The 14,370-nt window shown below is 41.4% G+C and carries 14 protein-coding genes and 2 tRNA genes; all 16 read left to right on the top strand.

Going from position 1 to position 14,370, the window contains the following annotated elements; translation table 11 throughout:
- Positions 1-2 precede the first annotated feature (2 nt).
- Positions 3-1,277 carry a glycosyltransferase family protein gene (locus RB604_RS01120; protein ID WP_055295290.1) on the top strand — a complete coding sequence of 425 codons (1,275 nt, stop codon included), beginning with the start codon at positions 3-5 and terminating at the stop codon, positions 1,275-1,277.
- 8 nt (positions 1,278-1,285) lie between these two features.
- Entirely contained in the window at positions 1,286-1,735 is a 450-nt protein-coding gene (locus RB604_RS01115) for a hypothetical protein (RefSeq protein WP_172680697.1), read from the top strand.
- A gap of 50 nt (positions 1,736-1,785) precedes the next feature.
- Entirely contained in the window at positions 1,786-2,898 is a 1,113-nt protein-coding gene (locus tag RB604_RS01110) for a glycosyltransferase family 4 protein (protein ID WP_055295286.1), read from the top strand.
- A 368-nt stretch (positions 2,899-3,266) separates the two neighbouring features.
- Complete coding sequence (locus tag RB604_RS01105) at positions 3,267-4,256, top strand: MraY family glycosyltransferase (RefSeq protein ID WP_055295284.1); 990 nt, start codon at positions 3,267-3,269, stop codon at positions 4,254-4,256.
- Positions 4,257-5,038: 782 nt separating this feature from the next.
- Positions 5,039-5,518 carry an HU family DNA-binding protein gene (locus RB604_RS01100; RefSeq protein ID WP_005934105.1) on the top strand — a complete coding sequence of 160 codons (480 nt, stop codon included), beginning with the start codon at positions 5,039-5,041 and terminating at the stop codon, positions 5,516-5,518.
- A gap of 9 nt (positions 5,519-5,527) precedes the next feature.
- Positions 5,528-5,878, top strand: coding sequence for a hypothetical protein (locus RB604_RS01095; protein WP_007482533.1), 351 nt, complete (start codon positions 5,528-5,530; stop codon positions 5,876-5,878).
- Between the two features lie 23 nt (positions 5,879-5,901).
- Positions 5,902-6,828, top strand: coding sequence for an N-acetylmuramoyl-L-alanine amidase (locus tag RB604_RS01090; RefSeq protein ID WP_055295389.1), 927 nt, complete (start codon positions 5,902-5,904; stop codon positions 6,826-6,828).
- 103 nt (positions 6,829-6,931) lie between these two features.
- Positions 6,932-7,006: transfer RNA gene (locus tag RB604_RS01085), tRNA-Val, on the top strand.
- 31 nt (positions 7,007-7,037) lie between these two features.
- A tRNA-Val gene (locus tag RB604_RS01080) sits at positions 7,038-7,112 on the top strand.
- Between the two features lie 149 nt (positions 7,113-7,261).
- The gene (purB, locus tag RB604_RS01075; RefSeq protein WP_005934100.1) at positions 7,262-8,608 is read left to right on the top strand and encodes an adenylosuccinate lyase; all 1,347 of its coding nucleotides are present in this window, start codon (positions 7,262-7,264) and stop codon (positions 8,606-8,608) included.
- A 56-nt stretch (positions 8,609-8,664) separates the two neighbouring features.
- The gene (locus RB604_RS01070) at positions 8,665-10,086 is read left to right on the top strand and encodes a pseudouridine synthase (protein WP_055295282.1); all 1,422 of its coding nucleotides are present in this window, start codon (positions 8,665-8,667) and stop codon (positions 10,084-10,086) included.
- Between the two features lie 115 nt (positions 10,087-10,201).
- Positions 10,202-11,605 carry an asparagine--tRNA ligase gene (gene asnS, locus RB604_RS01065; protein WP_005934095.1) on the top strand — a complete coding sequence of 468 codons (1,404 nt, stop codon included), beginning with the start codon at positions 10,202-10,204 and terminating at the stop codon, positions 11,603-11,605.
- 144 nt (positions 11,606-11,749) lie between these two features.
- On the top strand, positions 11,750-12,241 hold the full coding sequence (locus RB604_RS01060; RefSeq protein WP_005934092.1) for a DUF4488 domain-containing protein: 492 nt from the start codon (positions 11,750-11,752) through the stop codon (positions 12,239-12,241).
- 314 nt (positions 12,242-12,555) lie between these two features.
- Positions 12,556-13,017: a 50S ribosomal protein L13 gene (gene rplM, locus RB604_RS01055; RefSeq protein WP_005934089.1), complete on the top strand. Its 462-nt coding sequence runs from the start codon at positions 12,556-12,558 to the stop codon at positions 13,015-13,017.
- Between the two features lie 6 nt (positions 13,018-13,023).
- A complete protein-coding gene (gene rpsI, locus RB604_RS01050; RefSeq protein ID WP_005934085.1) occupies positions 13,024-13,410 on the top strand; it encodes a 30S ribosomal protein S9 in 387 nt (128 codons plus the stop codon).
- A 123-nt stretch (positions 13,411-13,533) separates the two neighbouring features.
- Positions 13,534-14,370 (top strand): 30S ribosomal protein S2, encoded by an 837-nt coding sequence (gene rpsB, locus RB604_RS01045; protein ID WP_005934084.1) that lies wholly within the window; start codon positions 13,534-13,536, stop codon positions 14,368-14,370.

Here is a 14,370-nt window from a genome sequence, read left to right as displayed (position 1 = left end):
TTATGAAAGTATTGGTTATATCAAGATCACCATGGGATGATAGCAATAGTTTTGGTAATACCTTCAGTAATTTGTTTGGAGGGATGAAAGGTGTTGAGATATTCAGTATCTGCTGCCAGGATGGTGTAAATAATAATGGTATTGTGTCCAAAACTTATCAGATGACAGATAGATCTGTTCTTAACTCACTTATGGGTAAGCATGCAGGCTCTGTTATGGCGTCTGCTACAGTACAAGATTACGTAATAAGCAAAAAAAAATCCAATAAGTTTCCTAAGAAGCGCTATACTGTTTTTTATATTGCAAGAGACTTGATATGGAACTTTGGACATTGGTGGGATAAGGATTTTAAATCCTTCCTTGACGAAATAAAGCCTGAGGTAATTTATCTTCCGATATATGCTTCATGGTATATGTGTGATGTTCAACAGAAAGTAGTAAACTATTGTAAAGTTCCAGTTGTAGGTCATATAACTGATGATAATTATAACTATCCACCAAATGGTTGGAATCAACCTCTTGCATATCTCTATCGAGCAAATGTACGTAGAAAGGTACGAAATTTAATAGCTAAGTGCTCATACATTGAGGTATTTGCTGAGAATATGGCACATGAATATGCTGAGATTTTCAAAAAGCCTTTTTATGTTATTGGAAAAGGAATCGATATATCAAAGGTTGATCAGATAAAAGTCGAGACTCCAAAAAATAATCCTGTAAAATATGTTTATACCGGTAATATAGGTAATGGTCGTTATCTTGAACTTGCTAAATTGGGTAAGGCTCTTGATGTTGCTTATCATGATGGTGGGGCAGAACTACTAATCTATACCCAATCTATGATGGAGGTTGGTATGCAGGAAGCATTCTCCTATTGCAATAGTTTGAAACTTTGCGGAAGTGTATCAAGTATAGAAGTATTAAAAATACAACAAGATGCTGACGTTCTTGTACATGTGGAGAGTTTCTCCAAGCAGTCTGTTTTTGAAACAAAGATGTCTTTCTCTACGAAACTAGTGGACTACATGATGGCTGGCAAAATAATATTTGCAATCGGTCCGATGGAGGTAAATTCTTTAGAGACGCTACGCAATCATAATCTAGCTATTACAGCATGTTGTGATGATGAGGTTAAGAAACAAGTTTTGGCAATTAAAAACGGTGAGGTAGATACAAAAAGTCTTACTGCATCTATTCACAAATATATTACAACGTATCGCGACAAGATTATAATCCAAAAAGAAATGTTTAATCGTCTGTCCGAATTAATGAAATAGCAATGCATATGGTTATTGAAATACTACATGCATCTCAATGGTGTCATAGATATAAATTTCGAGTTGGCGAAAGATTCTTTGATGGTTTGATGCATTTGCTATGTGCTGCCGATATTCGTGGCTGCTCAGACATTCATCCATCAGTAAGTTTTTCACATGGAGCTCATGGTGTAATAATCAATAAAGATGCTATTGTTGGAGAAAAATGCATAATTGGTGCAAAGGTAACCCTAGGCAATGCTTTTCCTCATGGAGGTGCCCCAAAACTAGGGAAACATGTTTACGTCGGTGTTGGTACTTTTATAGGGGGTGACGTTCAAGTTGCTGATTATGTAGTAATTGGAGCGAATTCTGTATTGACAAAAGATGTGCTTGAACCTGGAGTTATAGTAGCAGGTGTACCTACAAAAGTCATAAGAAAACTGACAGAAGAAGAAAAGAAAATGCTGGAATGGTAAATGTTTAAATTTCTTTTAGAAATTTGTTTGTAAAGTATACTATTTGAATAATGAAAGCATTATTATTATCAAGTCATACACCTTCGTTGTTCTGGTTTCGTGTGGATTTAATGAAGGCTATGCAGGCTGCTGGATATGAGGTGGTGGCTGCAGGACAGATGCCAGAGACTGATTGGACAGATAAGTTCAAGGCCTTGGGCGTAACATATAAGCAGATTAGCGTTGTCCGTAATGGACTGAACCCAATGGGTGATCTGGTCACACTGAAAGATATAAAACGACTCTTGCGTAATGAGCGTCCTGACAAGATTTTTGCATTCCAGGCGAAAACTATCAGTTATGGCGCGATAGCAGCAAAGGATATGGGTATTACGGAGTTTTATCCTATGGTAGCGGGGTTGGGTAGTATCTTCCGTGGAACTGGCTTGAAGAATAAGCTGGTGCGTACTGTAATGAGTGTACTCTACAAGCAGGCGTTTAAGAAGAGCAAGAAAGTGTTCTTTCAGAACAACGATGACAAGAAGGTATTGGTTGATGCAGGGCTGTTACCAGAGAGCCAAATTGTGGTGATTCATGGTTCTGGTGTTAATCTGGAAAAATTTGTGCCAACAGAGATGCCTGAGATACCTACGTTCCTCTATATTGGCCGTCTGATAAAAGACAAGGGGGTCGGTGAATATTTGGAGGCTTGTCAGAAGATTAAGCGATTGTATGGCAAAAAGGTTCGTTGTCTGCTGGTTGGTCCGTTTGATTCTAATCCTTCGGCTCTGAAGCCGGAAGAATTGCAACCCCTGATTAATAGTGGCGTACTGGAGTATTTTGGCGAGCAGAGTGATGTGCGCCCATACATTAGTCAGTGTAGCATCTATGTATTGCCATCTTATCATGAGGGTACGCCTAAGACCGTGTTGGAGAATATGGCCATGGGTAGAGCAATCATTACTACTGATGCTCCAGGATGTCGCGAGACCGTTGTAAATGGCGAGAACGGTTATCTGGTAGAGGTAAAGAATGCGGATGCAGTAGTAGCAGAGATGCAGTATCTAATGGAACATCCAGAGACTGTAGTAAAGATGGGCAAGAAGAGCCGTGAGATGGCTGAAAATATCTTTGATGTAAACAAGGTGAATCACGCTATTTTGTCTACTATGGGCATGATCTAATGGATGTATTGTTGGGGCTTTTGCGTTTTGCTTTGGGCAATGTTGAAACTACGACTACAGTTGGCATTTGTGTTAATTGAAAGGAGATGATGGCTTTGACGGATTGGAAAAGCTTAAAAATAAGGAATCATCAATTGATATCTCTAAAATGGAAGCTATGCATAAGAACAGTCATTTGATGCTCATTGTTATGTTGGGCTCGGATTTAGAAATGAATTAGATGTAGATGCCAAACGCTTCTATGGGATTTCAAGATATGTGCCAAATCATTAGGAATAGACGAATTGAATGAAATTCGAAATGAAAATAAGAAGGCTTTCAATATGAGAAATAGAGAGAGTGAACTTTGAATCGTAAATAGTATAAACATGGCAACTTACTTTATTATCTTTATTCTGCTTCTTTTAGTGGAACTAATTTATTTTTGTATTGCGGATAAGTATAATATTATTGATAAACCCAATGAACGATCGTCGCATTCTACGATAGTATTGCGTGGTGGTGGTATTATCTTTTTGATAGGTGTATGGGTATGGAGCGTATTCTTCGGATTTCAATACCCGTGGTTCTTGGTCGGATTTACGCTTGTGGCTGGCGTAAGTTTTGTGGATGACATTCATTCGTTGCCCGACTATGTGAGGCTGGTGGCACAGTTTATGGCGGCTGCAATGGCTTTCTATCAGTTGGGGATTTTACACTGGTCAATGTGGTGGATAGTGTTATTGGCGCTCATTGTCTATGTGGGAGCAACAAATATCATAAACTTCATGGATGGCATTAATGGTATAACAGTAGGATATTCGTTGGCAGTATTAGTACCGTTGGCTGTGGTGAACATGAAAAGTAATTATGTAGAACAGAGTCTGATAATATCAACTATTCTTGCTTCGTTAGTATTCTGTATTTTCAATTTTCGGCCGAAGGGAAAAGCAAAGTGTTTTGCTGGCGATGTAGGTTCCATTGGAATTGCATTTATTATGTTGTTCCTTTTGGGCAATGTCATCATCAAGACTGGGGATATTACGTGGCTGATATTCCTGTTGGTCTATGGTGTGGATGGCTGTTTAACTATTGTGCACCGTATTATGCTACATGAAAATCTCGGTGAAGCTCATCGTAAACATGCCTATCAGTTAATGGCAAATGAATTGAAGATTGGCCATGTAAAAGTGACATTGTTATATATGGTTCTTCAATTGATTGTTTCTTTTATGTTTATCTATATCATACCGGATAGATTAGTGGCTCATTGGGTATATCTTGGGACAATAGTAGGTGTACTGACAGCAGCTTATTTATTATTTATGAAGAAGTATTATCATTTACATGAAGCATATCTTGTTTCGATAAATAAGTAGTAGTATCCAATTTGGGCATCTATTAATTTGATCGGAAACGTATGTTTTTTGCAAGAAGAATTGGATAAGTTAACCCAACATTGAATTCGTTCAATGCTTTCTTCCTTACTAATAAAGATTTAGATGACGTAAGGAATGCCGGATTATTCTGATGCGAATCATGGTAATTCTGCTTAATATTATTGTTTGTTTGTGTAGCCCTCCTTTATAAGGTCTGGCGTGACCTATTACATTAAAGGAGGGCTTTTTATTTAGATTTAGGTGTATCCTTTTTGAAATAATGATTGCTACATTCTTTTCATCTCAAATGTAGCTATCAATAGCCAAATTTCTCTGCTTTATGGAGGAGTTTGGCTATCTTTGATTTTTGAAATCTTAAGAGTCATATTTGTATTCCATTTTTTTATATGAAAGATTTATTTTTTGTATCCGTTATTAAAATGGGAATAATCCTGCATATTTATGAGTGAAGCGTTAATTGAATAAGTGTTATATAAATCAGGAAAAAAGGCCGGAACTGTTAGTATGCAGTTCCGGCTTTCTTGTTATTATATCTCTATGGTACAATTTTGGGTGATACTCGTCCGGAAATATGGAAAGATTTCCTTTATTACCTTCCCTTTCTCCTTTGCTTGTCCTGTAATTGTCTCTTTTACATGCTAAATCGTATCAAGACGATGCTGTAACTTGTCTTTTTGCCTCTGATGGGAATGTCGCACCTTTGCAATGTTAACGTTAGCAAGGTAATAATCATTAGTATTTATTTAACAAAAAAGAAAATTATGGCAATTAGATTTAAAAGAGTTTCACGGTTGAGTGATCCGACAAATCAAGATTCAGTTAAGAGAACGTATCCTATTATTTCGTATAAGTATGACACTCCGGCAACTCTGAAAGAGGTGGCACAGGAAATCAGTGGAAACTCTGGTGTGAGTGAAGGTGAGACAATCAGTGTACTGAAAGACTTTCGGACATTGATGCGTAAAATTCTTTTAGGAGGACGCTCGGTAAATATTGACGGAATAGGTTATTTCTATCTGTCGGCACAAAGTAAAGGGACGGATAAGGCGGAAGATTTTACAGCAAGTGACATTACCGGATTGCGCATCTGTTTTCGTGCAAACAAGGATATACGTCTTAATGCGGGCGCATCGTCTACTCGTACGGATGGGCTGATGTTTAAAGATCTGGATAGGCTGAACGATGAAGGCACCGATGCTCCTTCCGGTGGCGACGGGGAAGGGGAAGACCCGGCTGCATAACGCAGATAGATGCAACTGACTACAATTATGGCCTTCATCACTGCCCTTGGCGGGTTGGAGGCCATTAAGTGGCTGGTGCGGTTTGTGACTTTCCGTAAGATGGATGTCCGGAAGGAGGAGGCATCGATAAATAGTATGGAAGCAGAGAACCGCAGGAAAACGGTGGACTGGTTTGAGGAGCGCCTGGAACAGCGTGAAGAGAAAATCAACGGACTTTATGCGGAGTTGCGGAAGGAACAGGAGGAGAAGATCAGTTGGATGATTCGCTGTCATGAAGTAGAGTTGATACAGAAAGAATCGGAAATAAAAAAGTGCGATATAAGAGGATGTGTGAAACGTATTCCTCCATCGGATTATTGATTTGAAAGAAAGGATTTATGATTATGAGAAAGATTGATTCTGTGATTATACATTGTTCGGCTACGAAAGCCGGAATGGATTTTAGTGTTGCGGATATAGACCGTTGGCATCGCGCCCAGGGGATGAACGGGATAGGTTATCATTATGTAGTCCGGCTGGATGGAACCGTGGAAAAGGGGAGAGAGGTGGAAGTGGCGGGTGCGCATTGCTTGGGATGGAACGGGCGGAGTATAGGCATTTGCTATATCGGGGGACTGGATACGAACGGAAATCCTGCCGATACACGGACGGATGAGCAGAAAAAATCGATGAAGGGGCTTGTGGAAGAGTTGAAGTTGCGGTATCGGATTGTGACGGTGATGGGGCACCGGGATACTTCGCCGGATTTGAATGGGAATGGGATTATAGAACCGGGTGAGTTTATAAAATCCTGCCCCTGTTTTGATGTGAAAAAGTGGTTGATGGTCTGGAGCCTTTCGCTTCTCTTTTGGGCTTGCGGGACTACCGAGTGTATGGAAAATCATCGTACGGAAATAGATGCCACTGTGTTGGAGACCGGAACTGAGAAATTTTCCGGTATACAAAAGAGATTGCGGAAAATGCAGGAAAGGATGAATGAACATGTGGAGGAAACGATTTTTGTGTGGACAGAGGATATTGCGGAAATGGTTGGACTTAAGGAAAGAGTATCACCACGAAAGAAGTTGCTTTCTGTAACAAAAAGGACTGTAGACAGGGACGGAAGGAGATTGCAAGAGGAGAAATTTGATGGTGCTGTTATAAAAACCGATTCATTGCAGGTGGCAGAGTATGCACGGGTGAAAACGGAGGATCGGGTGGATAAGCAGGAGAAAAAAAGAGGAGGATGGGGGAAGTTGGGATTGTTGGCTGGAATTTGTGTAGTATGTATCTTATTTTTTAGAAAGATTTTTATTGTTGATAATCAGTGAGTTTTTGTCTTTGTGGATAAAAAAGTGAAAAAATAATCATCAAAAGTTTTGGCAGTCTCAAAATAAGCTGTACCTTTGCATCGCTTTTGAAACGGAAGTGTACGGGCGTTTAGCTCAGCTGGTTCAGAGCATCTGCCTTACAAGCAGAGGGTCGGCGGTTCGAATCCGTCAACGCCCACTATAAAACCGAAACACTTCCGCCAATAAAAGGGCGTTTAGCTCAGCTGGTTCAGAGCATCTGCCTTACAAGCAGAGGGTCGGCGGTTCGAATCCGTCAACGCCCACAAAAAATGGATAAAAAGGTGCCTTGCAATATTTATTGTGAGGCATTTTTGTTTTCTTACCTCTTTTATATAAACTTTCTATCCTCTTTGTGCATTATAAATCAAGAAAAAGAGCTAATTTTGCAAACTGATAATTATCTGAACGACATATGGAACTTGATTTATTAACGGCTATTTCTCCTATTGACGGCCGATACAGAGGCAAAGCAGAAGCTTTGGCTGACTATTTTTCTGAATACGCACTGATAAAATACCGCGTGCAGGTAGAAGTGGAATATTTCATCACTCTGTGTGAATTGCCTCTACCACAACTCAAAGGAATCGACAAAAGTGTATTTGAAGCTTTACGTGCTATCTATCGTAACTTTTCTGAAACAGATGCCCAGCGCATTAAAGAAATAGAAAGTGTGACCAATCACGATGTGAAAGCGGTGGAGTATTTCCTTAAAGAAGAATTTGATAAGTTGGGCGGATTGGATGAATACAAGGAATTTATTCATTTCGGCCTGACATCGCAGGATATTAATAATACCTCTATTCCGCTTTCGATCAAGGAGGCGTTGGAAAAAGTGTATTATCCCCAGATTGAAGAATTGATCGCTCAACTGAAAACATATGCTGCAGAGTGGGAAAATATTCCGATGCTTGCGAAAACGCATGGACAACCGGCTTCTCCAACGCGGTTGGGTAAAGAAGTAATGGTGTTTGCTTATCGCATGGAGCGGCAATTGGCTACTTTGAAAGCCTGTCCTGTTACTGCTAAATTCGGTGGGGCGACAGGTAATTACAATGCGCATCGTGTGGCTTATCCGGAATATGACTGGAAGGCATTTGGCAATCGTTTTGTGGCTGAGAAACTTGGTCTGGAACGCGAAGAGTATACTACGCAGATTTCAAATTACGATAACTTATCGGCTATTTTTGATGCAATGAAACGGATCAATACGATCATGATCGATATGAACCGTGATTTCTGGCAGTACATCTCTATGGAATACTTCAAGCAGAAGATCAAAGCCGGTGAGGTGGGGTCGAGCGCTATGCCGCATAAAGTAAATCCGATCGATTTTGAGAACGCGGAGGGAAATTTGGGTATAGCTAATGCTATTCTGGAACATTTGGCGGTAAAGTTGCCGGTATCGCGCTTGCAACGTGATTTAACGGATTCGACTGTGTTGCGTAATGTCGGTGTTCCTTTCGGACATATCGTTATTGCTATTCAGAGTTCTTTGAAAGGATTGCGTAAGTTATTGCTGAATGAAGCAGCTATTTATCGTGATCTGGATAACTGTTGGAGTGTAGTTGCCGAAGCGATTCAGACTGTTTTGCGCCGGGAGGCTTATCCGCATCCGTATGAAGCGTTGAAAGCATTGACAAGAACCAATCAGGCGATAACGGAAAGCTCTATCAAAGAGTTTATCGAAGGTTTGGATGTTAGCGAAGATATAAAGAAAGAATTAAGAGTAATTACCCCGCATACTTATACGGGACTCTGAGAAATCTCTAAATACCGGCCGTGAGGCCAATGTTTAATTTTTATTCGAATAAAGTAATGAGTACAGAAAACGAAGAATGGCGTGACAGCTCTAATGAAGAGAACACAGGCGCCGGCCGTGATGGTAACAGGTCTTACAACAGGGAAGGTGGGTACAATCGCCCTTCTTACAATCGTGAAGGTGGCGATCGTCCGTATCGTCCGAGATTTAATCCTAATAGTGAAGGAGGCGAACGTCGTTCGTATGGTGATCGTCCTCAGCGTCCTTCTTACAATCGTGAAGGCGGTGATCGTCCGTATCGTCCGCGTTATAATAACAATGAAAGTGGTGAGCGCCCGCAGCGTTCGTATGGTGATCGTCCGTCTTATGGTGACCGTCCGCAACGTCCTTCCTACAATCGTGAAGGCGGTGATCGTCCGTATCGCCCGCGTTTCAATAATAATGAAGGTGGCGAACGTCGTTCATATGGTGATCGTCCTCAGCGTCCTTCCTATAATCGCGAAGGGGGAGACCGTCCGTACCGTCCGCGTTTCAATAATAATGAAGGTGGCGAACGTCGTTCGTATGGTGACCGTCCGCAGCGTCCTTCTTATAATCGCGAGGGTGGTGATCGTCCGTACCGTCCGCGTTTTAACAATGGCGGCGAGGGACGACCTCAAGGATTTGTCCGTCCGCAACGCCGTACCGGTGATTATGATCCCAATGCGAAATACAGTAAGAAGAAGCAGATAGAATATAAGGAACAGTTTGTAGACCCTAACGAACCGATTCGTTTGAATAAGTTTTTGGCCAATGCCGGAGTTTGTTCACGACGGGAAGCTGATGAGTTTATCACGGCAGGAGTTGTTTCGGTAAACGGTGAAGTGGTAACGGAATTGGGTACTAAGATCAAACGTTCTGATGTGGTGAAATTCCATGATGAACCGGTAAGCATCGAGCGTAAAGTATACGTTTTGTTGAACAAACCGAAAGATTGTGTGACTACTTCTGATGATCCTCAAGCGCGTCTAACTGTGATGGACCTTGTGAAAGGAGCTTGTAATGAGCGTATTTATCCGGTAGGTCGTTTAGACCGTAATACGACAGGGGTGCTGTTGCTGACCAATGACGGGGATCTGGCTTCTAAACTGACGCATCCGAAGTTTTTGAAAAAGAAAATATATCACGTTTATCTGGATAAGAATTTGACGAAGGCGGATATGGATCAGATTGCGGCAGGGATACAACTGGAAGACGGTGAGATTCATGCAGATGCTATCAGCTACGCGGATGAGAATAAACGTGACCAAGTAGGTATCGAGATTCACTCCGGTAAAAACCGTATCGTTCGTCGTATATTCGAATCATTGGGATACAAAGTGGTTAAGCTTGACCGTGTATTCTTTGCCGGTCTCACTAAAAAAGGACTGCGTCGTGGTGAATGGCGTTATCTGACGGAACAGGAAGTGAATTTCCTCCGTATGGGATCATTTGAGTAACGGAAAAGAACTTAAGTAACGAGTAGTCAAGTAGTAAGTGGTTAAGTAGTAAGTAGTAAGTAGTTAACTACTCCCTACTTGACTACTACTCTATAATAATGTATATAAAATAGTTATGGAAAAGATTAGTAGAACAAAAATTGTCGACCTGATGAAGCGCGAGGATTTTGGCGCGATGGTCAATGTGAAAGGATGGGTTCGTACCCGCAGAGGTAGCAAACAAGTAAACTTTATCGCACTGAATGACGGTTCTACAATAAATAATGTGCAGGTGGTAGTAGACCTGGCCAACTTTGACGAAGAGATGCTGAAGCTTATTACTACAGGCGCTTGTTTGAGCGTGAATGGGGTAATGGTGGAATCGGTCGGTTCCGGTCAGAAAGTGGAAGTGCAGGCTCGTGAAATCGAGGTGCTGGGTACTTGTGATAATACGTATCCGTTGCAGAAAAAAGGGCATTCTATGGAGTTCCTCCGGGAGATAGCTCACTTACGTCCCCGTACCAATACATTTGGTGCCGTGTTCCGTATCCGTCATAATATGGCGATCGCTATTCACCGGTTCTTCCATGAGAGAGGCTTTTTCTATTTCCATACTCCGATTATCACGGCTTCGGACTGTGAAGGTGCCGGGCAGATGTTTCAGGTTACTACCAAGAACCTGTATGATCTGAAAAAGGATGAGAACGGTTCTATCATTTATGATGATGACTTTTTTGGGAAACAGGCAAGTCTGACAGTATCCGGACAGTTGGAGGGTGAATTGGCGGCAACGGCTTTAGGAGCCATTTATACGTTCGGGCCGACATTCCGTGCGGAAAATTCAAATACCCCCCGTCATCTTGCCGAGTTCTGGATGATTGAGCCGGAAGTGGCATTCAATGATATTACGGATAACATGGATTTGGCGGAAGAGTTTATCAAATACTGTGTGAAATGGGCTTTGGATAACTGTGCCGATGATGTGAAGTTCCTGAATGACATGTTCGATAAGGGGTTGATAGAACGTTTGCAGGGCGTACTGAAAGAAGATTTCGTACGTTTGCCTTATACTGAGGGTATTAAGATACTGGAGGATGCCGTAGCAAAAGGACATAAGTTTGAATTCCCTGTTTATTGGGGAGTGGATTTGGCTTCGGAGCATGAACGTTATTTGGTGGAAGAGCATTTCAAGCGTCCGGTGATTCTGACGGATTATCCGAAAGAGATCAAGGCTTTCTATATGAAGCAGAATGAAGATGGAAAGACGGTTCGTGCTATGGATGTGCTGTTCCCGAAAATTGGTGAAATAATTGGCGGTTCGGAACGTGAAGCGGATTATGACAAGTTAGTGACACGTATTGAAGAGCTTCATATCCCGATGAAAGATATGTGGTGGTATTTGGATACGCGTAAGTTCGGTACTTGTCCTCATTCCGGTTTCGGGCTTGGATTCGAGCGCTTGTTGCTTTTCGTGACAGGTATGGCTAATATTCGCGATGTTATTCCGTTCCCGCGTACGCCACGCAATGCGGAATTCTAACGAATTACCCTGAAATAATATAAAAGCCTGCATTTTTTTTGAGATGCAGGCTTTTTTATTGCCTTACAATTGTTATAACCTCAAAAGATTTCTTTATATTTGTAAGCGACAGGCCTTGAGAATGTTAACTAAAACAATACGGCGATGAGAAAACTCTATTTTTTTACCATGCTGACAGTGATGCTGTTTGCGGTAACAGGTGCTATGGCTCAGAAAAAAGCGAAGTTTCAGCCTGCCAATCTGAAAGGAATCTGGCAGTTGTGTCATTATGTGTCGGAGGTTCCGGATGTTCCGGGAGTGTTGAAACCCAGTAATACATTCAAGGTCTTGAGTGATGATGGACGGATTGTGAATTTTACCATTATTCCGGGGCAGAGTGCTATCATTACGGGATATGGTACTTATAAGCAAGTGACAGGGAGTTCCTATAAAGAGAGCATTGAGAAAAATATTCATCTGCCTATGTTGGATAATAAGGATAATATCCTTGAATTTGAAATTGAAGATGACGAACTATTGCATTTGAAGTATTTTATAGCGAAAGATTTGAACGGCAATGAACTGAATTCCTGGTTTCATGAAACATGGAAGCGTGTGGAAATGCCGGCGGTATTTCCGGAGGATATTGTGAGATAGGGGGGCGGATAAGTTTTTGGTATACATTTCTCTGTCCGGGCAACGGATCATTCTTGCCCGGATGGAGTTTTTTTGTTTATCGGCCCTCTGTTCGTTTTTTCTTTTCGCTCTTCTTCTTTGTGTGTCAATCCGATAAATCTAAAAAAAGGTAGAAAATGTTTGCCAATTCAAAGAAAAGCCGTACTTTTGCAAGCCGATTATTATCTCAAAAGGATAAGAGATTAATTCATAGCAAGTTAATCTTCCTTTGTCCGGGGAAGGTTAATGAGTGGTGAGAAAATTTTTAGTAGTAACATTTAAAAAATGAATTAAGAGTGGATACTTTAAGTTACAAGACCATTTCTGCAAACAAGGCAACTGTAACCAAAGAATGGGTTATCGTTGATGCCACAGACCAAACATTAGGTCGTCTGGGCGCAAAAGTTGCGAAACTGTTGAGAGGGAAGTATAAACCAAACTTTACTCCTCATGTAGACTGCGGTGATAACGTTATTATCATCAATGCAGACAAAGTTAAATTAAGCGGTAACAAATGGAATGACAGAGTTTATTTGTCATATACAGGTTATCCCGGTGGTCAGAGAGAGGTGACTCCTGCCCGTATGATCGCTAAGCCTAACGGCGAAGATAGATTGCTGAGAAAAGTAGTGAAGGGCATGCTTCCGAAGAACAGACTGGGAGCTAAATTGCTGAGCAATATGTATGTATACGCTGGTAGCGAACACAAACATGATGCACAGAACCCGAAATCAATTGATATAAACTTACTTAAATAAGAGATAATGGAAGTAGTAAATGCATTAGGCAGACGTAAACGTGCTATTGCACGTGTATTCGTAAGCGAAGGTACAGGAAAGATTACTATTAACAAGAGAGACCTTGCAGAGTACTTTCCATCAACTATTCTTCAGTATGTGGTTAAACAACCGTTGAGCAAGTTGGGTGTTGCTGAGAAGTATGACATCAAAGTAAACTTGTGTGGCGGTGGTTTCACTGGTCAGTCTCAGGCATTGCGTTTGGCTATTGCCCGTGCATTGGTTAAGATGAATGCTGAAGATAAAGCTGCTCTCCGTGCTGAAGGATTCATGACACGTGATCCGCGTTCTGTTGAACGTAAGAAACCGGGTCAGCCGAAAGCTCGTAGAAGATTCCAGTTCAGTAAGCGTTAATGTGCTGCCTGACGGAACATGTTTAGTATCTAAACTACCGGGACTCTTTATTTATTCTTAAGGCTACCCGGCGGTTGGTTTAGAAAAACAAAAAAGAAAGTAAACGATTAAAAGAAAAACAAGATGTCAAGAACAAATTTTGATACATTATTGGAAGCCGGTTGCCACTTCGGACACCTTAAAAGAAAGTGGAACCCTGCAATGGCTCCTTACATTTTCATGGAACGCAATGGTATTCACATCATTGACCTCCACAAAACAGTTGCAAAAGTTGACGAAGCTGCGGAAGCTTTGAAACAAATTGCAAAATCAGGCAAGAAAGTCCTTTTTGTTGCTACTAAAAAACAAGCTAAACAAGTTGTAGCTGATAAAGCTGCATCTGTAAATATGCCTTATGTAATCGAACGCTGGCCGGGTGGTATGTTGACTAACTTCCCTACTATCCGTAAGGCTGTGAAGAAGATGGCTACTATCGACAAGTTGACTAACGATGGTACTTACTCAAATCTGTCTAAGAGAGAAATTCTTCAGATTTCTCGTCAGCGTGCCAAGCTGGACAAGACTTTGGGTTCTATCGCCGACCTGACTCGTCTGCCGTCTGCATTATTCGTGATCGACGTAATGAAAGAAAATATCGCTGTTCGCGAAGCTAACCGTTTGGGTATTCCTGTATTTGGTATCGTTGATACTAATTCTGATCCTTCAAACGTAGATTTCGTAATTCCGGCTAATGATGACGCTACTAAGTCAATCGAGGTGATTCTTGATGCTTGTTGCGCTGCTATGCAGGAAGGCCTGGAAGAAAGAAAAGCTGAAAAAATCGATATGGAAGCTGCCGGTGAAGCTCCTGCTACTAAAGGCAAGAAGAGATCGACTAAGGCAAGACTCGACAAGTCTGACGAAGAAGCAATCAATGCAGCTAAAGCTGCTGCTTTCATTAAGGAAGACGAAGAAGCTTAA

The organism is Bacteroides salyersiae (genome assembly GCF_031172035.1).
Taxonomy (GTDB): domain Bacteria; phylum Bacteroidota; class Bacteroidia; order Bacteroidales; family Bacteroidaceae; genus Bacteroides; species Bacteroides salyersiae.
The sequence above is the reverse complement of the archived record's forward strand: the minus strand, read 5'-3'. Positions and strand labels throughout refer to the sequence as shown.